We start from the raw sequence: 19,603 nt of genomic DNA on the forward strand, positions 1-19,603 counted from the left end.
TCCTCTATTCAGCTATTCAGATCCTCGCCGCCGCGCGATGGCGCGGCGGACTCAGCTATCTACGGTACCGGAGATTCCGCCGGCCTGGGACCCCGCGTACCGTGCAGGGCATGAGCACGCCAACCCGAACAGCGTCGAAGCTCCAGCACAGCACCACGGTGCGTGCCCTCACCCGCGTGGGCCTGGCCTCGATCGGCCTCCTGCACATCCTCATCGGCGTCATCGCGCTGGCCGTGGCGTTCGGAGCCGGAGGCCAGGCCGACCAGTCCGGCGCCCTGCAGGCGGTCGCCGCGGTGCCGGGCGGCGTGTTCGTGCTCTGGCTGATCGTGGTCGGCCTGATCGTGCTGGCGCTCTGGCAGGTGCTGGTGGCGTTCACCGTTCCTGGCGCCGGCAAGAAGGCGCTGGAGGTCGTTAAGGCGGTGGTCTACGGCGGGCTCGCGTACCTGACGATCACCATCGCCAGCGGAGGCGGCCACAACACGTCGTCGAGCGACAAGTCCGCCAGCGCGCGCCTGCTCGCCCTCCCCGGCGGCGTGTTCGTGCTGGGGCTGATCGGGCTGGTCATCGTCGGGGTGGGCGTCGGCTTCATCCGCAACGGCGCGACGCACCGCTTCGAGCGCGACCTGAAGCTGCCGCCCGACCGCTGGGCTGGCGCGATCACTGTCCTCGGCCGGGTCGGCTACATCGCGAAGGGCGTCGCCCTGCTGCTGGTCGGCGGCCTGGTGGTCGTCGCCGCCGTCACCTTCGACCCGTCGAAGGCCGCCGGGCTGGACGGCAGCCTCAAGACGCTCGTCAGCCTCCCGTTCGGGGTGGTGCTGCTCGTCCTGATCGCGCTCGGACTGCTCGCCTACGGCCTGTTCTGGTGCGTCAGGGCCGTCCGCGCGCGCCTGTAGCCCGCGACATTCGTGCCGAATGTCGCGTTTCGGCGCGCCAAACGCGACATTCGGCACGAATCGTCAGGCCTCCTCCTCCGCGGGAGCCGCGAATTGCGCGTTGTAGAGGGTGTAGTAGGCGCCGCCCCGGGCGAGCAGCTCGGCGTGGGTGCCCTGCTCCACGATGCGTCCGGCCTCCATCACGAGGATGAGCCCGGCGTCGCGGATGGTGGACAGCCGGTGCGCGATCACGAACGAGGTGCGGTCGGCACGCAGCGCGCTCATCGCCTTCTGCACGAGCAGCTCGGTGCGGGTGTCGACCGAGGAGGTCGCCTCGTCCAGGATGAGCACGCTCGGCCGGGCGAGGAACGCCCGCGCGATCGTGAGCAGCTGCTTCTCGCCCGCCGAGACGTTCGAGCCCTCGTCGTCCAGCACCGTGTCGTAGCCGTCCGGCAGCGAGTGCACGAACCGGTCGACGTACGTCGCACGGGCGGCGTCCAGGATCTCCTCCTCGGTCGCGCCGGGCCGGCCGTACGCGATGTTCTCGCGGATCGTGCCCTTGAACAGCCAGGTGTCCTGCAGCACCATCCCCATCCGGTCGCGGAGGTCGTGCCTGGTCATCGTCGCGATGTCCACGCCGTCGAGCGTGATCCGGCCGGAGTCCAGGTCGTAGAAGCGCATCATCAGGTTGACCAGCGTGGTCTTGCCCGCGCCGGTCGGCCCGACGATCGCGACGGTCTGGCCGGGCTCGGCCACCAGCGAGAGGTCCTCGATGAGCGGCTGGTCCGGCAGGTACCGGAACGACACGTCCTCGAAGGCCAGCCGGCCGCGGGTGCCCCGGTGCTCGACCGGCTCGGCGGGGTCCGCGCTCTGCTCGTCGGCGTCCAGCAGCTCGAAGACCCGCTCGGCGCTCGCGACGCCCGACTGCAACAGGTTGGCCATCGAGCCGAGCTGGGTGAGCGGCTGCGTGAACTGGCGCGAGTACTGGATGAACGCCGTCACGTCCCCGAGCTGCATCGCGCCGCTGGCCACCTGGAGGCCGCCGACCACCGCGATGGCGACGTACATCAGGTTCCCGACGAACATCATCGACGGCATGATGAGGCCCGAGATGAACTGTGCGCCGAAGCTCGCCTGGTACATCTCCTGGTTCTTGGAGCGGAAGCGCTCCTCCACCTCGCGGTGCCGCCCGAAGACCTTGACCAGCGAGTGGCCGGTGAAAGCCTCCTCGATCTGGCCGTTCAGCTCGCCGGTGTTGCGCCACTGCGCGACGAACAGCTTCTGCGAGCGCTTGGCGATCAGCATCGTGATCACGAGGGTCAGCGGGATCGTGATGATCGCGATCAGGGCGAGCAGCGGCGACACCACGAACATCATCACCGTCACGCCGATCACCGTCAGCAGCGAGGTGAGCAGCTGGCTCATCGTCTGCTGGAGGGTCTGCGAGATGTTGTCGATGTCGTTGGTGACCCGGCTCAGCAGCTCGCCGCGCTGCATCCGGTCGAAGTAGGTCAGCGGGAGCCGGTGGATCTTCGCCTCGACGTCCTGGCGCAGCCGGTAGACGGTGCGCTGGGTGATCCCGTTGAGCACGTAGCCCTGGAGGTACGCGAGCAGCGAGGACGCGATGTAGAGCGCGAGCACCCACATCAGGACGTGGCCGACCGCGACGAAGTCGATGCCCTGGCCCGGGGTGAGCGTCATCCCGGAGATCAGGTCGGCGCGCTGGCCTTGGCCGTTCGCCCGCAGACCGGCGATGGCCTGCGCCTGCGTGATGCCCTTCGGGAGGTGGGCCGAGATGGCCCCGGCGAACACGAGGTTGATCGCGTTGCCGAGCAGTCTCGGTCCGAGGACGAGGCACACGACGCTGGCCACGGCGAGGAGTGTGACGAACACCATCCCCGCCCGCTCCGGTCGCAGCCGTGCCGCGAGGCGCTTGGCCGACGGTCCGAAGTTCATCGACTTGTCGCCGGGCAACGTCATCCCGCCGAACGGGCCGCCGGGGCCGCGGCGCGGCGGGGTCCGGACGGGCGTCTGGGTCGCGGCCGGGGAACCGGCGGGCGCCGCGGCGGGAGCGGGACGACGGGCGCTGTCTTCGCGGGTCATGCCGCCTCCTCCGCGGTGAGCTGCGACGAGACGATCTCGGCGTAGGTCGGATTGGATTCCACGAGCTCGGCGTGCGTGCCGCGGCCGACCACCTTGCCGTCCTCCAGGACGACGATCTGGTCGGCGTCGACGATGGTCGACACCCGCTGGGCCACGACGATCATGGTGGCCTCCGACTCGTGGCGGGCGAGCGCGCTGCGCAGGCGCGCGTCGGTGGCGGTGTCGAGCGCGGAGAACGAGTCGTCGAAGATGTAGATCTCCGGGCGGCGCACGAGCGCGCGGGCGATCGCCAGGCGCTGCCGCTGGCCGCCGGAGACGTTCGTGCCGCCCTGGGCGATCGGCCCGTCCAGCTTGTCGGGCATCTCCTCCACGAAGCCCCTCGCCTGCGCGATCTCCAGCGCCCGCCAGAGCTCGTCGTCGGTGGCGTCCGGGTTGCCGTAGCGGAGGTTGCTGGCGACCGTGCCGGAGAACAGGTACGGCCTCTGGGGCACCAGGCCGATGCGCGACCAGAGCAGCTCCGGCTCGAGCTCCGCGACGTCCACGCCGTCGACCAGCACGATGCCGCTGGTGGCGTCGAACAGCCGCGGGATGAGGTTGACCAGCGTCGTCTTGCCTGCACCTGTGCTGCCGATCACGGCGGTGGTCTTGCCGGCCTCCGCGAAGAAGGTCACGTCGCTGAGAACGGGCTGCTCGGCCCCCGGGTAGGAGAAGCCGACGCCGACGAACTCGACCGTCCCTCGGGCGGTGACCTCGGTGATCGGGTTCTCGACGGCGCCCACCGACGGCTCCGTGTTCAGCACCTCGCCGATGCGGTCGGCGCAGACCGCCGCCCGCGGCACGAACATCGCCATCATGGTCGACATCATCACGCCCATCAGGATCAGCGCGAGGTACTGCAGATACGCGGTCAGCGTGCCGATCTGCATCGAGCCGTCGGAGACGCGGTGCGCGCCGAACCAGATCACGGCGACGCTCGAGACGTTGAGGATCAGCGTCACGATCGGGAACATCAGGGCGAACAGGCGACCCGCCTTGATCGCGGTGGCGGTGACCTCGTCGTTGGCGACCCGGAACCGCGCGGTCTCGACGTCCTCCCGCACGAACGCGCGCACCACGCGGATGCCGGTGAGCTGCTCCCGCAGCACGCGGTTGACCCGGTCGATCCGCTCCTGCATCTTTCGGAACTGCGGGACCATCCGCACGATGATCATGCTCACGGCGATCAGCAGCACCGGCACGCTCACCGCGATCAGCCAGGAGAGCTGGATGTCCTGCTGCATCGCCAGGATGATGCCGCCGATCGCGAGGATCGGAGCCGACACCAGGAGCGTGCAGGTCATCAGCACGAGCATCTGCACCTGCTGGACGTCGTTGGTGTTCCTGGTGATCAGCGACGGGGCGCCGAAGTGCGTCACCTCGCGCTCGGAGAACTCGCCGACGCGGTGGAAGATCGCGCCGCGGAGGTCGCGGCCGACCAGCATGGCCACCTTGGCGCCGAAGTACACCGCGGTGATCGCGCAGGCGATCTGGACGACGGTCACGCCGAGCATCTCGGCTCCGGTCGACAGGATGTAGCCGGTGTCGCCTCTGGCGATGCCGTTGTCCACGATGTCGGCGTTCAGCGTCGGCAGCCAGAGCGACAGCAGCGATTGCGCGAGCTGGAAGACCAGCACCCCGATCAGCAGCCGCCAGTGCGGCCGGAGGTGCCGGCCGAGGAGTTTCAGAAGCATCCGGGCTCTCCCTGGTCTGCCGCGTCGGCGGCGGTCGTGGCGGGTGTATAGATGGCGAACGGCCGGCCGGCGACGCCCACGAGGGCGATCCGGGCGAGGTCGTCGACGCTGAACTCGATCCCGTCGTTCAGCGCGGGGAACGCGGACGAGAAGCTGATCAGGCGCAGGATGTGCGCGACGCGGTCCGGCGGCCAGTTCAGCTCGTCGGCCTCCGGGGCGAGGATGCGACCGATGATCGCCGCGAACTCGGTCCGCTCGTGCGGGATCGGCGGTCGCTCGTGGCCGACCACGGCCATGATGCGCATGACGTTCTGGAACCGCTCGCGGAGCAGGTAGACGATCGCGCGGACCTTGAGCTCCAGCGGGAGGCCGGGATCGATGGCGCGCAAGGCCTCACGCAGCGGCTCCGGGTCGAGGTATGTCTCGATGGCGGCTTGGACGAGCGTCTCCTTGTCGCCGAAGGCGCGGAAGATCGTGCCCTCCGCGATCCCGGCGGCGTCGGCGATCTGGCGCGAAGTCACGCCGCGGCCATGCTCGATCAGCAGCGGGATGACCGCGGCGATGATCATCGCCTTGCGGTCCTCCGGCGGCAGCGGCTGGGCGCGATTGCGCGTCGTCTCCAACTCGGTTTCCACGCGGGAATCGTAAGCGGAGTGAGTGCTCACTCACAATGCTGAGGCTGTTCGCCCTGAGCGAACAACCCTTCTGCTCAGCGGTCGAGCGGGAAGAAGCTCGCGATGGTCGCGACATCCTCCGCCGACGGCGTCCACGCGGTCGCCGCCTCGGCGTTCGCCACGATCTGCTCCGGACGGGTCGCCCCGGCGATCACGCTGGTGAGCCCCGGCTGGGCGAGCAGCCAGGCGAAGGTCGCCTGCAGCATCGTGACGCCGCGCTCGTCGCAGAACGCCTGGTAACGCTCGATGGCGTCCCACGGGGCGCCGTCGAGCAGGTGCTTGCGGATCATCATGATGCGGCTGTCCGCCGGACCTCCCGAGCGGCTGAACTTGCCCGTGAAGAGCCCGTTGTACAGCGGGAAGAACGGCAGGAAGCCCAGGCCGTACGCGTTCACGGCCGGCAGCACCTCCCGCTCGGCGCCGCGGACGAGCAGGCTGTACTCGTTCTGCGCGGAGATGAACTTCGGGTGCCCGGCGAGCCGGGCGGTGAACTCGGCGTCCGCGATCTGCCAGCCGGCGAGGTTGGAGTGGCCGATGTAGCGGATCTTGCCCTCGGCGATCAGGTCGTCCAGCGTCTCCAGCGTCTCCTCGATCGGCGTCGCCGGGTCGGGCGTGTGGAGCTGGTAGAGGTCGATCCAGTCGGTGCGCAGCCGGCGCAGCGACGACTCGACGGCGAGCCGGATGTAGCGGCGGGATCCCCGCACGCCCCAGTCGGGGCCGTTCGCGCCCGCCATGTCCATGCCGAACTTGGTGGCCAGCACGATCCGGTCGCGCTTGCCCTGGAGTGACGCGCCCATGAGCGTCTCCGAGAGCCCGCGCTCCTTGCCGTAGATGTCGGCGGTGTCGAAGAACGTCACACCGGCGTCGATCGCGGCGTCGATGACCGCGTCGGTGCCCTCCTGGGTCTCGGTGGCCGTGCCCGCGCGGCCGAAGTTGTTGCAGCCGAGACCGATCGTCGAGACGACCAGGCCGGAGGTGCCGAGGGTGCGGTATTCGATGTTCGCCATGCCCTCGAGTCTAGGCAGCGGCCGGAGTGCGATCCGACCAATTAGTCCTCCACAGCCGAGGCCGGAATGCGACTTATCCCCGATGTCCGATTTCCGCGAGTGGCTGTCGGTGGCCGGCCGTAGAGTCGATCCATGAGCAGTTCCACGATCACCCTCCTCCGGATGCCGAGCCCCATCGGCCGCATCGAGCTGACCGGCGACGGCACGGCCGTCACGTCCCTCTCGATCGCACGCGACGACGTGCTCCCCCACGACGACCTCCCCGAGAACCGCGACGCCGTTCTCGAGACGGCGGCCGCGCAGCTCGACGAGTACTTCGCGGGCACGCGGCGGGAGTTCGACGTCCCCGTCCACCTCAACGGCACCGCGTTCCGCACCGCCGTCTGGGAGCGCCTCACCTCGCTGGAGTACGGCACGCTCACCACCTACGGCGAGCTCGGGTTGTCGCTCGGCCACGCGGGCTATGGGCGCGCCATCGGCGGCGCGGTCGGGGCGAACCCGGTGCCCATCATCATCGGCTGCCACCGCGTCCTCGCGTCCAGCGGCAAGATCACCGGGTACAGCGGAGGCGAGGGCATCCCCACCAAGCTCTGGCTGCTGGAGCACGAGGGGATCACCCTCGCGGCATGAGCACGACCGATCAGACCGGGACGACGCCCACCCTCCCGGCCGAGACCGTCGCGCGCGCGGCGCTGGCGGTCGGCGACGACGGCCGGGCCAGGTGCTCGTGGTCCGCGAACGACCCCGAGTACCGGCGCTACCACGACGAGGAGTGGGGCACCCCGCAGCACGATCCCCGCGCACTCTACGAGAAGCTCTGCCTGGAGGGCTTCCAGGCCGGGCTGTCGTGGATCACGATCCTCCGGCGCCGGCCGGCGTTCCGCGAGGTCTTCGACGGCTTCGTCCCGGAGCGCGTCGCGGCCATGACCGAGACCGACGTGCTGCGGCTGCTGGGCGACGAGCGCATCATCCGCCACCGCGGCAAGATCGAAGCGACGATCTCGAACGCACGCGCGACCCTCGCGCTCGACGTGCCGCTGGAGGAGCTGATGTGGGGCTTCGCCCCCACCGGCTCCCGGCCGCGGCCGCGCGAGTGGCACGAGGTCCCGTCGGTCACCGAGGAGTCGACGGAGATGAGCAAGGAGCTGCGGCGTCGCGGCTTCCGCTTCGTCGGGCCGACCACGATGTACGCGCTCATGCAGGCGACCGGGATGGTGGACGACCACTTCGCGGGCTGCTTCCGCGCGGCCTGACGCGCGCCAGGAACAGCGTGCATAAGAGAGTCGGGCCGGCGAAGTCGATCTCGGAACCGTTCTCGCTGGTGACGGCGCGTCCGCTCGTGCCCGACCGCAGGCGGAACTTACTGTGCTGCCGCCACACCGGTTCCGGACTCGGCACATCCGTATGATGTGTCCGCGATCTGCGCGTCGGCCCGACTGGTATGTGGGTGGGTCTTCCGGCGTTCACGGCGCCGGGATTGCGGGATTGTCCCTTCTCTCGTGACATGAGCTTATCTCACTTACACGCCGAGCACCACCGCCCCGTTGCGCTCTGAGGCAGATGTTCAGCTTGCTGAACGCAGCACCGCGCTGAGCTTCCCCGGCACGCCCACAACCTCAGGGACGACGAGGTCGAGTTCGCCCGCCCGGTCCGCCGAGCGCGTCAGCTCGTAGCCCTCGGCGGCGGCCCAGGCGAGCAGGGCGTCCGTGGAGGCGACGTCTTGGCCGCGCTCGATGAGGGCGCGCGCGAATAGGCCCTTGGCCTGCTTGTTGAAGTGGTTGAGGGCACGCACGGTGCCGCTCTCGTCCCGCGCGAGCACCCGCAGGTAGTGCACTCCCTCGCGTTCGGGCAGCGGGCCCAGCGCGGCATAGCCCTCCGACCGGAGGTCGAGGATGACGCCGTCGACGGCCGCGAGCTGAGTGGCGCACACCGCCGCCCAGCGCTTCTTGAGCGCCGGCGAGAGCCGCGAGTCGAAGGACAGCCGGTAGGCCGGGATCGGGTCGTCCGCGCGCACCAGCCCCAGCAGTGCGGACTGCACCGCGACGGAGCGCGCGGCGAACCGCCACTGCTCCTCGGTCAGCGACGGCGCATCCAGCGCGTCGTAGAGCACGCCGGTGTAGCGCAGCAGCGCCGGCATCGTCCCCGCCCGGCGCAGGCCGCGGTTCCGCTGGACCTCGTGCGCCTGCTTCGGTCCCAGCTTGAGCGCCTTCGCTGCGGCCTCCGGGGTGCGCGACAGCGCCACCGTGTCCGCAAGGACGCCCCTGCGCGTCGCGTTCAACGCGGGGAAGCCGAGCGCCTTCAGGGCGAGCGGCTCTCCGTCTCCCCCATCGCGCTTGGTCTCCGACGGGGGAAGCAGGACGAGCACTCAGCCCTCCAGGAAGGCGAGTGCCGCGTCGACGTTCTCGCCGAGCGGGCGGGAGGTGTCCAGGGTCACCCGCGGCAGCGACGCCGCGGCGCCCTTCCACTCGGAGTACTCGTCGATGCTCTGCTCGACCGCGTACGCCGCGATCAGGCCGGTGCGCTTGGCGAGTCGCTGCTCGTGCAGCTCGTCGTCCGAGCAGACGGTCTCGACGATGCGCAGCTTCACGCCGCACCGCTGCGCCAGGTCGCGCCACTGCAGCCTTGCGGGCTCGACGGCGTTGACGGCGTCCACGACGACCGAGTGCCCGCTGACGAGCACCTGCTCGGCCATCCGCTCGGCCACCAGGTAGGCGGCGAGACCGGTCGGCTGGTCGGAGTCGATGCCGGCCTTGAGGATCGCGCCTTCGATCGGGTCCACCGAGATCGCCGTCGCGCCGAGGCGGCCGGCGATGATCTCCGCGATGGTGGACTTGCCGGAACCGGGAAGCCCCGCCGTCACGATCAGCACGGGGACGCGGACGTCGCCGAACTGCCGTTCGAGCGGGGCTTTCTGGTCGGACATCGTCAGACCAGCTCGGCCTGACGGGCCACGATCGTGACCGTGTTGTTCTCCACGGAGAGGAAGCCGTCGTCGGCCTGCGCCCGGATCGACTCCCCGCCGTTCAGGGTCACGCGCACCTCGCCCTGGGCGAGGATGGCGAGCAGCGGCTCGTGGCCGGGCAGGATACCGATCTGCCCCTCCACGGTCCGTGCGACGACCATGCTCGCCTCGCCCGACCATACTTCGTGGTCGGCGGCGACGACGCTGACACGCAGTTGATTGGCGCCGGGGACTGCCATGATCAGCCGTTCTCTCGCTGGATCTGGGCCCACTTCTCCTCGACGTCGGTGATCGCACCGACGTTGAAGAACGCCTGCTCGGCGACGTGGTCGAACTCGCCCTTGGCGATGGCGTCGAACGACTCGATGGTGTCCTTCAGCGGGACGGTCGAGCCCTCGACACCGGTGAACTTCTTCGCCATGTAGGTGTTCTGGGAGAGGAACTGCTGGATGCGGCGGGCGCGCGACACGGTGATCTTGTCCTCTTCGGACAGCTCGTCGACACCGAGGATCGCGATGATCTCCTGCAGCTCCTTGTTCTTCTGGAGGATCTGCTTGACCGTGGTGGCCACGCGGTAGTGGTCGGCGCCCAGGTAGCGGGGGTCGAGGATGCGCGAGGTCGAGGTCAGCGGGTCGACGGCCGGGTACAGACCCTTCGACGCGATCTCACGGGAGAGCTCGGTCGTGGCGTCGAGGTGCGCGAACGTGGTCGCCGGCGCCGGGTCGGTGTAGTCGTCGGCCGGCACGTAGATCGCCTGCAGCGAGGTGATCGAGTGGCCGCGGGTCGAGGTGATGCGCTCCTGGAGGAGGCCCATCTCGTCGGCGAGGTTCGGCTGGTAGCCCACCGCGGACGGCATACGGCCGAGCAGCGTGGAGACCTCGGAGCCCGCCTGCGTGAAGCGGAAGATGTTGTCGATGAAGAGCAGCACGTCCTGCTTCTGCACGTCGCGGAAGTACTCCGCCATCGTCAGCGCCGACAGGGCGACGCGCAGACGCGTTCCCGGCGGCTCGTCCATCTGGCCGAAGACGAGCGCGGTCTTGTCGAAGACGCCCGCCTCCTCCATCTCGTGGATGAGGTCGTTGCCCTCACGGGTGCGCTCGCCGACACCGGCGAACACCGACACACCACCGTGGTCCTGCGCGACGCGCTGGATCATCTCCTGGATGAGGACGGTCTTGCCGACGCCCGCGCCGCCGAACAGGCCGATCTTGCCGCCCTGCACGTACGGGGTGAGGAGGTCGATGACCTTGATGCCGGTCTCGAACAGCTGGGTCTTGGACTCGAGCTGGTCGAACGCCGGCGGCTGGCGGTGGATGGACCAGCGCTCGCTGATCTCGATCTTCTCGCCGGGCTCGCCGTTGAGGATGTCGCCGGTCACGTTGAAGACCTTGCCCTTGGTGACGTCACCGACGGGCACCGTGATGGGCGAGCCGGTGTCGCGCACCTCGCCGCCGCGGACCAGGCCGTCGGTCGGCTTCAGGGCGATGGCGCGGACGAGGTCGTCGCCGAGGTGCTGTGCGACCTCGAGCGTGATCTCGGTCGACTGCTCGCCGATCGTGATGGTGGTCTTCAGGGCGTTGTAGATGCCCGGGATCGAGTCGTGCGGGAACTCGATGTCGACGACCGGACCGGTGACGCGGGCGATGCGTCCCACGCCGGCCGGCTGCGCGGTCGAAGCCTGGGCTTCGGCGGTAGCGGTAGTCATGATTCGTTCTCTCTCGTTTGGACGATTATTTTGCCGAGCTCAGCGCGTCAGCGCCGCCCACGATCTCGGAGATCTGCTGGGTGATCTCCGCCTGACGGGCGTTGTTCGCCAGTCGCGTGTAGTCGGTGATGAGCTTGTCGGCGTTGTCGCTGGCGGCCTTCATGGCCTTCTGCGTCGCCGCGTGCTTGGAGGCTGCGGACTGCAGCATCGCGTTGAAGATGCGGCTCTCGATGTAGACCGGCAGGAGCGAGTCGAGCACCGTGTTGACGTCGGGCTCGAACTCGTAGAGCGGCAGGACCTGCGTGCGGTCCGGCTCCTCCATGCCCTCGACGACCTCCAGCGGAAGCAGGCGGACGATCTGGGGCTCCTGGGTCAGCATGCTCACGAAGCGGTTGTAGATGATGTGGATCTCGTCCACGCCGCCGTCTGACGCGTCACGCAGGAAGGACTCGAGGACCGCGTCGGCGATCTCCTTGGCCTGCTCGAACTCGGGGCTGTCCGTGTTGCCCGTCCACACCCGCTCGAACCCGCGGCGCCGGAAGCTGAAGTAGCCCTGCGCCTTGCGCCCGATCAGGAAGTAGACGACCTCCTTGCCCTGGCTCCGCAGCAGCTCGGCGAGCTTCTCCGACTCCTTGAGCACGTTCGAGTTGAACGCGCCGGCGAGACCCCGGTCGGAGGAGAAGATGACGATCGCTGCGCGCTCGATCTTCTCCGGCTCCGTGGTGAGGACGTGCTGGACGTTCGAGTAGGTCGCCACCGCCGACACCGCGCGCGTGATCGCGCGGGCGTACGGCGTGGAGGCGGCCACCCTGGCCTGCGCCTTCTGGATGCGTGAGGCGGAGATCAGCTCCATGGCACGGGTGATCTTCTTGGTCGTCTGGGCAGACTTGATCTTCTGCCGGTAGACCCGAAGCTGTGCTCCCATGTGTCTTCCTCAGTACCTATCCGTGCTCAGCGCTTCGCCTTGACGATGCGCTCCTGGTTGACGTCCTCTGCGGCGCTGGCCGCGAACTCCTCGCGGCCGACCGAGGCGAGCGGCTTGCCCTCGCCGGTCTGGAACTCGAGCTTGAACCTGTCGACCTCCTCGCCGAGCTTCGACACGGTGTCGTCGTCGAGGACGTTCGTGTCGCGCAGGGTGGTGAGGATGTCGGTGTTGCGGCGCAGGTGGTCGAGCAGCTCGGCCTCGAAGCGGAGGATGTCCTCCACCGCGACCTCGTCGAGCTTGCCATTGGTTCCGGCCCAGATCGAGACGACCTGCTCCTCCACCGGGAACGGCGAGTACTGCGGCTGCTTGAGCAGCTCGGTGAGGCGTGCGCCCCGGGCGAGCTGACGACGGCTGGCCTGGTCGAGGTCGGACGCGAACATCGCGAACGCCTCGAGCGAGCGGTACTGCGCCAGCTCGAGCTTGAGCGTGCCGGAGACCTTCTTGATCGACTTGACCTGCGCGTCGCCGCCGACGCGCGAGACCGAGATGCCCACGTCGACCGCCGGACGCTGGTTGGCGTTGAACAGGTCGGACTGCAGGAAGATCTGGCCGTCGGTGATCGAGATCACGTTGGTCGGGATGTACGCCGAGACGTCGTTCGCCTTCGTCTCGATGATCGGCAGACCGGTCATCGAGCCGGCGCCCAGCTCGTCGGAGAGCTTGGCGCAACGCTCCAGCAGGCGGGAGTGCAGGTAGAAGACGTCGCCCGGGTAGGCCTCGCGTCCCGGCGGACGGCGCAGGAGGAGGGAGACGGCGCGGTAGGCCTCGGCCTGCTTCGACAGGTCGTCGAAGATGATCAGGACGTGCTTGCCGCCGTACATCCAGTGCTGGCCGATGGCCGAGCCGGTGTAGGGGGCGAGGTACTTGAAGCCGGCCGGGTCGGAGGCCGGGGCCGCGACGATGGTGGTGTACTCCATCGCGCCGGCGTCCTCGAGCGCGCCCTTCACCGAGGCGATGGTCGAGCCCTTCTGGCCGATCGCGACGTAGATGCAGCGGACCTGCTTGTTGACGTCGCCGGACTCCCAGTTGGCCTTCTGGTTGATGATCGTGTCGATCGCGATGGCCGTCTTGCCGGTCTGGCGGTCGCCGATGATGAGCTGGCGCTGGCCGCGGCCGACAGGGATCATGGCGTCGATCGCCTTGATGCCGGTCTGGAGCGGCTCGTGCACCGACTTGCGCTGCATGACGCCGGGCGCCTGGAGCTCGAGCTCGCGGCGGCCCTCCGTGGCGATCTCGCCGAGGCCGTCGATCGGGTTGCCGAGCGGGTCGACCACGCGGCCGAGGTAGCCGTCGCCGACCGGGACGGAGAGGACCTCGCCGGTGCGGGTCACCTCCATGCCCTCGACGATCTCGTCGTACTCGCCGAGGACCACGACGCCGACCTCGTTCTCGTCGAGGTTCTGCGCGAGGCCCAGGGTGCCGTTCGCGAAGCGGATGAGCTCGTTGGCCATCACGCCGGGAAGGCCCTCGACGTGCGCGATGCCGTCGGAGGCGTCGAGGACGTGCCCGACCTCGGTCGTGGAGGCGCCGGCCGGCTCGTACTTCGAGACGAAGTCCTTGAGCGCGTCCCGGATCTCATCGGGGCTGATCTGAATGTCTGCCATCGTTGTTCCCTATCTGGGTTTTCTCTAGGGCGGTCAGCCCGCGAGCTGAAGTCGGAGTTCGGTGAGGCGCGACGCGACGCTTCCGTCGATGACGTCGTCGCCGATCTGCACGCGCAGACCGCCGAGGATCGCCGGGTCGACGACCTCGTTGAGCTTGAGGTCGCCGTACGTCGCGGCGAGGCTCGCGCGGAGGCGCTCTGCCTGCTCGGCCGGGAGCGGCGTGGCCGTGACGACCGTGGCGATCGCCTGGCCGTACTGGGCCGCCACGATGCGGGCGGCCTCGCGCAGCGACTCGCGGACGCTGCGGCCGCGCGGCTGCAGCACGAGCTGGCGCGCGATCGCGACGGTCTGCATCGACGCCTTGCCTGCGAGCAGGCGCTCGGCGAGAGCGGCCTTCGCCTCGGGCGCTGCGAGCTTGCTGCGGAGCGCGAGCTCGAGCCCCGCGTCGGAGGTCACGGCGCCTCCGAATGCGAACAGCTCGCCCGGGATGTCCACGTTGCGCGGCGCGGAGGCGGCGATCGAGCGGATGCCGAGCTCCTCGATCGCGGCCAGGACGTCGTCCTGACCGGACCAGCGCTCGCCGGCGACGACGGTCAGCAGTTCGACCGCTGGCGCCGAGAGCGACGCGAAGACCCGCTGGACCAGCGCGGTCTTGCCCTCGGCGGACGCCGAGGGGTCGCTGAGGACCGCACGGAGCTGGGCGGAGTCGGCGACGACTCGTCCTGCGGCGAACAGGTCTTCAGCCGTCGCCAGATCGGCCTTGGACCCGAGCTCGGCGAGCGCCGAGACGGATCGGGCCAGTGCTTCTCTGGAGGCGCTTCCCATCAGTTGCTCGACCCTGCTTCCTGGGCCTGGGCCTTGCGGGCGTCGCTGGACTCGAGGTCGGCCAGGAAGCGATCGACGATCGCCTGGGCCTTCTTGTCGTCCGTGAGCACCTCGCCGACCACGCCGGAGGCGAGGTCGATCGCGAGCGAGCCGACTTCGCCGCGGAGCGAGACGAGCGCGCCCTGGCGCTCGGCCTCGATCTGGGCCTGGGCCGCTGCGGTCACGCGCGCGGCCTCGGCCGTGGCGTTGTCCTTGGCCTCAGCGACGATCTTCTGACCGTCGGTGCGGGCCGTCTCGCGGATCTTGGCCGCCTCCGCGCGCGCGTCGGCGAGCTGCGCGGTGTACTCCTCGAGCAGCGCCTCCGCCTTGTGCTGAGCCTCGTCGGCCTTGGCGATGTTGCCCTCGATCGCCTCAGCACGCTCATCCAGGAGCTTCCGCATGCGCGGAAGGACCAGCTTCCAGAAGAAGAACAGGATGATGATGAAGCAGATCAGCGAGGCGATGATGTCCGCCGGCTGCGGAATGAGCGGGTTGTGCTGCTCCGCCGCCGCGGCGATCACGACACTGTTGAGCATCGTTCCTCCTTACGGGATGGGCTAAAGAGGATCAGACGAAGATGAAGTAGGTAGCGATACCGATGAAGGCGAGCGCCTCGGTGAACGCGATACCGATGTACATCAGGACCTGGAGACGGCCGGCCAGCTCAGGCTGACGGGCGACGCCCTCGATGGTCTTGCCGACGACGATGCCAACGCCAATGGCCGGGCCGATGGCGGCGAGGCCGTATCCGACAGTGGCGATGTTGCCGTTGATAGCAGCGATGTCCACGTTATGTGTTTCCTTCCGTGATGGCGATCCGTGCGGGCGCGCGGATCGTTCTTAGTGTTCCTCGGCGACTGCGAGCTGGATGTAGACAGCCGTGAGCAGTGCGAAGACGTACGCCTGGAGGACAGCCACCAGGATCTCGAAGAGAGTGAATGCGAAGCCGAAGGCGAAGGTTCCGACGCCGAAGAGCGCCCACCAGCCGCCGACGTCGAAGAAGAAGAACGACGTCGCGCTGAAGAACAGGACGAGCAGCAGGTGCCCGACGACCATGTTCATCAGGAGTCGGAGCGTCAGCGTGATCGGCCGCAGGATGAAGGTCGAGATGAACTCGATCGGCGTCACGATGATGTAGAGGAACGGCGGCACGCCGGGCGGGAAGAGGGAGTTCTTGAAGAAGTTCTTCGGGCTCTTCTTGATGCCCGCGTAGATGAACGTGACGTAGGCCACGACGGCGAGCAGCAACGGCAGCGCGATCACCGAGGTGCCCGCGATGTTGAGGAAGGGGACGGCGCCGGTCAGGTTGAAGAACAGCACCATGAAGAAGATGGTGGTCAGCAGCGGCAGGAACCGGCGGCCGTCCTTGCGGCCGAGCAGGTCCTCCCCGATGTTGACGCGCACGAAGTCGAGGCCCATCTCGACGACCGACTGGAACCGGCGGGGCACGATCGTCATCTTGCGCGTGCCGAGCCAGAAGACCAGGATCAGCACGATCAGCGCGACGAGGCGCACCAGGACGATTCGGTTGAACTCGATTCCACCGATGGTGAACAGGGTCGGGGGGAAGAACTCGTTGATCGACGGGCCTTGGAAGCTTCCTCCATCGGAGCTTGAGGCCTGGACCAGCAGGTTCACAGCGTTAGCTAACAGCGCTATCTCCTGTTTCGGGGCGTCGAGCTAAAAGCTCTCGCGACGACGAACGGTGGACACCCGATATGAGTTGCGCTCCGGCGTTACGTGGGCGCGACGGGTGGGGGATCACTGACAACTCTACAAGAGTTTTCAACCGGTAACGAATCGGATAAGGTTCAGCGTTTGTCCCCCGGCAGCGTGACGTCGCTGGCGTAAGGAATCCGCGACCGGAACACCACGATCATGTCGACCACGAGCGACCCGATGACGCCCGCGATCAGGCTCAGGAACAGCACGGTGGGGTTGATCCACGGCTGGTCGCGCAGCAGGATCGCGAGCACGATGAAGAGCACGAACTTCACGATCCAGCCGCCCAGCACGATGCCGAAGAACAGCCCGACGAAGAGGTCGGAGCCGATGAAGCGGTTGGCGATCAGGATGCTGAGCGCGGTGATTCCGAGGAAGACCGCGGCCATCACGGTGCCGATCAGCGCGCTCGTGACGCCGACCCAGCCGGCGAAGATCCCGCCGAGCACCATCCCGAGCACCGCGATGATCACGGCGAGGATCAGGCCGTACTTCAGCACGTCCCTCAGCACCGGAGTGGAGGTGGGCTGCTGCGGGGCGGCCTTGGGGGTGCCTTCCGGCCGCGGGGCGGGGCTGCCGTCCTGGGGGTCGGTCATCGGGTCTCCTTGCTGGTGGGGTCGTCGGTCTCGCCCGGTGGGATGGTGACAGGGATGTTCTCGCTCGCGATGTCGAGCGCGTCGTACTTCGCCGTCTCCTCGGCCTCCTTGCTCCCCACGGGGGCGAGCTCGGCGACGGCCTCGTTCAGCTTGCGGCGGCTGAGCGGCGCGAGGGTGATCGCGGTGCAGATCACCAGGCCGATCGCGACGAAGACGATGGCCATCCAGTACGGGTCGAAGAAGAACAGCAGGCAGCCGATCGACAGCACGGCGGTCCACGCGTAGAAGATCAGCACGGCGTGCAGGTGCGAGTGGCCCATGTCGAGCAGCCGGTGGTGCAGGTGCTTGCGGTCGGCGCTGAACGGCGACTTGCCCGCGCGCAGGCGGCGCACGACGGCCAGGCCGAAGTCGAGCAGCGGGATGACGAGCACCGCGAACGGGATGGTGACCGGGATGAACGCGGGCACCAGCGACGACTTGCCGAGCGTCTGCAGCGCCTCCGGGTTGATCGTGCCGGTCACCGAGATCGCGGAGGTGGCCATCAGCAGGCCGATCAGCAGCGCCCCGGCGTCGCCCATGAACATCTTGGCCGGATGCCAGTTGAGCGGCAGGAAGCCCGCGCACGCGCCGACCAGGATGGCCGCGATGACGCCGGCGAGGCTGAAGTAGTTCTGCGGGCTGATGTCGCGCTGGAGCAGGTACGTGTAGACGAGGAACGTGCCGTTGGCGATGAGCGCGACCCCGGCGACGAGCCCGTCCAGGCCGTCGATGAAGTTGATGGCGTTCATCACGAGCACGATCGCGAAAAGCGTGATCAGGATGCTCATCACCGGCGAGCCGATGGTGAGGCCGCCGATCGGCAGCGAATAGATCTGCACGCCCAGCCAGGCGACGATCCCCGCCGCGACGAACTGCCCGGCGAGCTTTGTCATCCAGTCGAGGTCCCAGAGGTCGTCGGCGACGCCGAGCACGACGATGAGCAGGGCGGCGCCCAGGATCGCGATGATCGGACCGGCGTCGGAGAAGATCAGCGAGAGCACACCGAACTGGCTGGACAGCAGCCACGAGACGCCGAACGCCACGAGGATGCCGAGGAACATCGCGACGCCGCCGAGCCGGGGCGTCGGCCGGGTGTGCACGTCACGCTCCCGGATCTTCGGGTAGAGCTTGAAGCGCATCGCCACCCGGTAGACCACCAGGGACATCCCGAACGTGATGACGGCCGAGATGAGAGCGAGGGCGAGGAAGAGGGTCACGGGCTCAGGTGTCCGCGGCGGTGTCGGCGACCGCCTCGGCGTCGTCGGACTCGTCGGACTCGTCGGACTCGGCGGCGAGCGCGTCGCCCACGACGGCGCGGAGCTGCTCGGCCGTGATGACGCCGTGCCGGAGGATGCGGAGCTTGCCCGCGCCGGCAGCCAGAGCGGTCGCGTCGACGATCGTGGAGGAGGAGTCCTTGCCCTCGACGCGCTCGTACGCGGTGCCGGCCTCTCCCCCGTCGAGGTAGACGGACACGGACTCGCCGAGCATGGCCTCCGCCTCCGCGGCGGTGCGGGCGGCCGGGCGGCCGGTGAGGTTGGCGGACGAGACGGCCAGCGGGCCGGTCTCGGAGAGGATCTCCAGGGCGATGCGGTCCTGCGGCATGCGCAGCGCGACCGTGCCCTTGGTCTCGCCGAGATCCCAGACCAGGGAGGGCGCGGCAGGGAGGACGATGGTGAGACCGCCCGGCCAGAACGCCTGAACGAGCGCGTCGACCTCGGCGGGGACCTGCTCGGCCAGCGCAGCGAGCGTGGGGATGCCGGGCACGAGCACCGGGGGCGGCGACTGACGGCCGCGTCCCTTCGCGTCGAGGAGGCGCTGCACCGCGGCCGGGCTGAAGGCGTCGGCGGCGACGCCGTAGACGGTGTCGGTGGGGATCACGACGAGCTCGCCGCGGCCGATCGCCCCGCGGGCGAGGCGCATGCCGGTGAGCAGTTCGGAGTCGACGGAGCAGTCGTAGATGGGAGCCATGACGGCACCCATGATAGTTGAGCCAGTGCAAGGTTCCCTGCGACAGCGCCCCGCGCGGGACGATACTGGTGGCGATGGACGTCTACTTCTTCGACTGCGACAAGACCCTGTACGACTACGACTTCCACAAACGGCTCCCCCGCCTCGCCGAGCTGAGCGGCGTGAGCCAGTACCGGCTCGCGTCGAGCTGGTGGGCGGGCGGCCACGAGCGCGCCGCCGAGATCGGTGAGTACGCCACGAGCGAGGAGTACCTCGCAGCGTTCGCCGAGGTGACGGGAGCGCACCTCACGCTGGGGCAGTGGCAGGAGGCCAGGAAAGCGGCGATGACCCGGATCGACGGGTCGATCGAGGCGCTGCGGGTGGCCGCCGGGCTCGGGACGGTGTCGCTGCTGTCCAACAACCCGATCCCGTTCAAGGACTCGCTGCCCGTCCTGATGCCGGAGGTCGCGGAGGTCCTGGGCAGCAATGACCTGGTCTCCGCCGTGCTGGGAGCCCGCAAGCCGGAGCGCCGGATCTACACCCGGGCGCTCGGGAGGTTCGGCGCGCGGCCGGAGGACGCCATCCTGTTCGACGACTCGCTCCCGAACGTCGAGGGTGCGCGCGAGGCGGGGATGCATGCGTTCCACTTCACCCGCGCCGACGACGGCACCTTCGACACCGCCGGGATGCTCGCGGCCGTCCGCGCGTTCGCGGAGCGCTGACGATTCGTGGCGAATGTCGCGTTTCGCGGCGCGGAACAGCGCAATGGGCCCGCAACTGCGCAGGCGATCGG

21 protein-coding genes are annotated in these 19,603 nt (G+C 68.7%); 4 read left to right on the plus strand and 17 right to left on the minus strand.

Annotated elements, in window-relative coordinates; translation table 11 throughout:
• Positions 1 to 110 precede the first annotated feature (110 nt).
• Positions 111 to 893: a DUF1206 domain-containing protein gene (locus tag ACFRFH_RS16385; RefSeq protein WP_382464053.1), complete on the plus strand. Its 783-nt coding sequence runs from the start codon at positions 111 to 113 to the stop codon at positions 891 to 893.
• Positions 894 to 956: 63 nt separating this feature from the next.
• Here the strand turns inward: ACFRFH_RS16385 and ACFRFH_RS16390 are convergent, their stop codons facing one another.
• From ACFRFH_RS16390 to ACFRFH_RS16405, 4 genes are all read right to left on the minus strand, one after another.
• Positions 957 to 2,975 (minus strand): ABC transporter ATP-binding protein, encoded by a 2,019-nt coding sequence (locus ACFRFH_RS16390; RefSeq protein WP_382464054.1) that lies wholly within the window; start codon positions 2,973 to 2,975, stop codon positions 957 to 959.
• The gene (locus tag ACFRFH_RS16395; RefSeq protein WP_382464055.1) at positions 2,972 to 4,705 is read right to left on the minus strand and encodes an ABC transporter ATP-binding protein; all 1,734 of its coding nucleotides are present in this window, start codon (positions 4,703 to 4,705) and stop codon (positions 2,972 to 2,974) included. The genes ACFRFH_RS16390 and ACFRFH_RS16395 overlap by 4 nt, the downstream gene beginning before the upstream one ends.
• The gene (locus ACFRFH_RS16400) at positions 4,696 to 5,340 is read right to left on the minus strand and encodes a TetR/AcrR family transcriptional regulator (RefSeq protein ID WP_382464056.1); all 645 of its coding nucleotides are present in this window, start codon (positions 5,338 to 5,340) and stop codon (positions 4,696 to 4,698) included. Before ACFRFH_RS16400 ends, ACFRFH_RS16395 begins: the two co-directional genes overlap by 10 nt.
• A 74-nt stretch (positions 5,341 to 5,414) precedes the next feature.
• Entirely contained in the window at positions 5,415 to 6,386 is a 972-nt protein-coding gene (locus ACFRFH_RS16405; protein WP_382464057.1) for an aldo/keto reductase, read from the minus strand.
• Between the two features lie 132 nt (positions 6,387 to 6,518).
• On the opposite strand from ACFRFH_RS16405, the gene ACFRFH_RS16410 reads away from it, so the two are divergent.
• Both ACFRFH_RS16410 and ACFRFH_RS16415 read left to right on the plus strand, forming a co-directional pair.
• Complete coding sequence (locus ACFRFH_RS16410) at positions 6,519 to 7,016, plus strand: methylated-DNA--[protein]-cysteine S-methyltransferase (protein WP_382464058.1); 498 nt, start codon at positions 6,519 to 6,521, stop codon at positions 7,014 to 7,016.
• A complete protein-coding gene (locus ACFRFH_RS16415; RefSeq protein WP_382464059.1) occupies positions 7,013 to 7,639 on the plus strand; it encodes a DNA-3-methyladenine glycosylase I in 627 nt (208 codons plus the stop codon). Before ACFRFH_RS16410 ends, ACFRFH_RS16415 begins: the two co-directional genes overlap by 4 nt.
• A 311-nt stretch (positions 7,640 to 7,950) precedes the next feature.
• Here the strand turns inward: ACFRFH_RS16415 and ACFRFH_RS16420 are convergent, their stop codons facing one another.
• The 13 genes from ACFRFH_RS16420 to ACFRFH_RS16480 form a co-directional block, all read right to left on the minus strand.
• Positions 7,951 to 8,751, minus strand: coding sequence for a YaaA family protein (locus ACFRFH_RS16420; RefSeq protein ID WP_382464060.1), 801 nt, complete (start codon positions 8,749 to 8,751; stop codon positions 7,951 to 7,953).
• Complete coding sequence (locus ACFRFH_RS16425) at positions 8,752 to 9,309, minus strand: AAA family ATPase (protein ID WP_382464061.1); 558 nt, start codon at positions 9,307 to 9,309, stop codon at positions 8,752 to 8,754.
• Between the two features lie 2 nt (positions 9,310 to 9,311).
• Complete coding sequence (locus tag ACFRFH_RS16430) at positions 9,312 to 9,587, minus strand: F0F1 ATP synthase subunit epsilon (protein ID WP_382464062.1); 276 nt, start codon at positions 9,585 to 9,587, stop codon at positions 9,312 to 9,314.
• Between the two features lie 2 nt (positions 9,588 to 9,589).
• A complete protein-coding gene (gene atpD / locus ACFRFH_RS16435; RefSeq protein ID WP_382464063.1) occupies positions 9,590 to 11,053 on the minus strand; it encodes a F0F1 ATP synthase subunit beta in 1,464 nt (487 codons plus the stop codon).
• A gap of 25 nt (positions 11,054 to 11,078) precedes the next feature.
• A complete protein-coding gene (locus ACFRFH_RS16440; RefSeq protein ID WP_382464064.1) occupies positions 11,079 to 11,978 on the minus strand; it encodes a F0F1 ATP synthase subunit gamma in 900 nt (299 codons plus the stop codon).
• 26 nt (positions 11,979 to 12,004) lie between these two features.
• Positions 12,005 to 13,642, minus strand: a complete 1,638-nt coding sequence (gene atpA, locus ACFRFH_RS16445; RefSeq protein ID WP_382464065.1) for a F0F1 ATP synthase subunit alpha — start codon at positions 13,640 to 13,642, stop codon at positions 12,005 to 12,007.
• Positions 13,643 to 13,675: 33 nt separating this feature from the next.
• A complete protein-coding gene (locus tag ACFRFH_RS16450; RefSeq protein ID WP_382464066.1) occupies positions 13,676 to 14,467 on the minus strand; it encodes a F0F1 ATP synthase subunit delta in 792 nt (263 codons plus the stop codon).
• Positions 14,467 to 15,042 carry a F0F1 ATP synthase subunit B gene (locus ACFRFH_RS16455; protein ID WP_382464067.1) on the minus strand — a complete coding sequence of 192 codons (576 nt, stop codon included), beginning with the start codon at positions 15,040 to 15,042 and terminating at the stop codon, positions 14,467 to 14,469. Before ACFRFH_RS16455 ends, ACFRFH_RS16450 begins: the two co-directional genes overlap by 1 nt.
• Before the next feature lie 31 nt (positions 15,043 to 15,073).
• On the minus strand, positions 15,074 to 15,295 hold the full coding sequence (gene atpE, locus ACFRFH_RS16460) for an ATP synthase F0 subunit C (RefSeq protein ID WP_064111451.1): 222 nt from the start codon (positions 15,293 to 15,295) through the stop codon (positions 15,074 to 15,076).
• A 51-nt stretch (positions 15,296 to 15,346) separates the two neighbouring features.
• On the minus strand, positions 15,347 to 16,144 hold the full coding sequence (gene atpB / locus ACFRFH_RS16465) for a F0F1 ATP synthase subunit A (RefSeq protein ID WP_382464068.1): 798 nt from the start codon (positions 16,142 to 16,144) through the stop codon (positions 15,347 to 15,349).
• A gap of 173 nt (positions 16,145 to 16,317) precedes the next feature.
• Positions 16,318 to 16,824, minus strand: coding sequence for a hypothetical protein (locus tag ACFRFH_RS16470; RefSeq protein WP_382464069.1), 507 nt, complete (start codon positions 16,822 to 16,824; stop codon positions 16,318 to 16,320).
• Complete coding sequence (locus tag ACFRFH_RS16475) at positions 16,821 to 18,080, minus strand: MraY family glycosyltransferase (RefSeq protein ID WP_382464070.1); 1,260 nt, start codon at positions 18,078 to 18,080, stop codon at positions 16,821 to 16,823. Before ACFRFH_RS16475 ends, ACFRFH_RS16470 begins: the two co-directional genes overlap by 4 nt.
• Before the next feature lie 4 nt (positions 18,081 to 18,084).
• The gene (locus tag ACFRFH_RS16480) at positions 18,085 to 18,831 is read right to left on the minus strand and encodes an L-threonylcarbamoyladenylate synthase (RefSeq protein ID WP_382464071.1); all 747 of its coding nucleotides are present in this window, start codon (positions 18,829 to 18,831) and stop codon (positions 18,085 to 18,087) included.
• 74 nt (positions 18,832 to 18,905) lie between these two features.
• Between ACFRFH_RS16480 and ACFRFH_RS16485 the strand changes: the two genes are divergently transcribed.
• The gene (locus tag ACFRFH_RS16485) at positions 18,906 to 19,532 is read left to right on the plus strand and encodes an HAD-IA family hydrolase (RefSeq protein ID WP_382464072.1); all 627 of its coding nucleotides are present in this window, start codon (positions 18,906 to 18,908) and stop codon (positions 19,530 to 19,532) included.
• Positions 19,533 to 19,603 lie beyond the last annotated feature (71 nt).

The organism is Leifsonia sp. NPDC056824, assembly GCF_042789575.1.
Taxonomy (GTDB): Bacteria; Actinomycetota; Actinomycetes; order Actinomycetales; family Microbacteriaceae; genus Leifsonia.

Excerpts from the sequence above, each read along its gene's own strand:
- ACFRFH_RS16390 (WP_382464054.1), bottom strand. The coding sequence starts at position 2,975 with ATGACCCGCGAAGACAGCGCCCGTCGTCCCGCTCCCGCCGCGGCGCCC.
- ACFRFH_RS16385 (WP_382464053.1), top strand. The coding sequence starts at position 111 with ATGAGCACGCCAACCCGAACAGCGTCGAAGCTCCAGCACAGCACCACG.
- ACFRFH_RS16470 (WP_382464069.1), bottom strand. The coding sequence starts at position 16,824 with ATGACCGACCCCCAGGACGGCAGCCCCGCCCCGCGGCCGGAAGGCACC.
- atpD (WP_382464063.1), bottom strand. The coding sequence starts at position 11,053 with ATGACTACCGCTACCGCCGAAGCCCAGGCTTCGACCGCGCAGCCGGCC.
- ACFRFH_RS16410 (WP_382464058.1), top strand. The coding sequence starts at position 6,519 with ATGAGCAGTTCCACGATCACCCTCCTCCGGATGCCGAGCCCCATCGGC.
- ACFRFH_RS16415 (WP_382464059.1), top strand. The coding sequence starts at position 7,013 with ATGAGCACGACCGATCAGACCGGGACGACGCCCACCCTCCCGGCCGAG.
- ACFRFH_RS16455 (WP_382464067.1), bottom strand. The coding sequence starts at position 15,042 with ATGCTCAACAGTGTCGTGATCGCCGCGGCGGCGGAGCAGCACAACCCG.
- ACFRFH_RS16405 (WP_382464057.1), bottom strand. The coding sequence starts at position 6,386 with ATGGCGAACATCGAATACCGCACCCTCGGCACCTCCGGCCTGGTCGTC.
- ACFRFH_RS16395 (WP_382464055.1), bottom strand. The coding sequence starts at position 4,705 with ATGCTTCTGAAACTCCTCGGCCGGCACCTCCGGCCGCACTGGCGGCTG.
- atpA (WP_382464065.1), bottom strand. The coding sequence starts at position 13,642 with ATGGCAGACATTCAGATCAGCCCCGATGAGATCCGGGACGCGCTCAAG.
- ACFRFH_RS16480 (WP_382464071.1), bottom strand. The coding sequence starts at position 18,831 with ATGGCTCCCATCTACGACTGCTCCGTCGACTCCGAACTGCTCACCGGC.
- ACFRFH_RS16485 (WP_382464072.1), top strand. The coding sequence starts at position 18,906 with ATGGACGTCTACTTCTTCGACTGCGACAAGACCCTGTACGACTACGAC.
- ACFRFH_RS16450 (WP_382464066.1), bottom strand. The coding sequence starts at position 14,467 with ATGGGAAGCGCCTCCAGAGAAGCACTGGCCCGATCCGTCTCGGCGCTC.
- ACFRFH_RS16425 (WP_382464061.1), bottom strand. The coding sequence starts at position 9,309 with ATGTCCGACCAGAAAGCCCCGCTCGAACGGCAGTTCGGCGACGTCCGC.
- ACFRFH_RS16430 (WP_382464062.1), bottom strand. The coding sequence starts at position 9,587 with ATGGCAGTCCCCGGCGCCAATCAACTGCGTGTCAGCGTCGTCGCCGCC.
- ACFRFH_RS16440 (WP_382464064.1), bottom strand. The coding sequence starts at position 11,978 with ATGGGAGCACAGCTTCGGGTCTACCGGCAGAAGATCAAGTCTGCCCAG.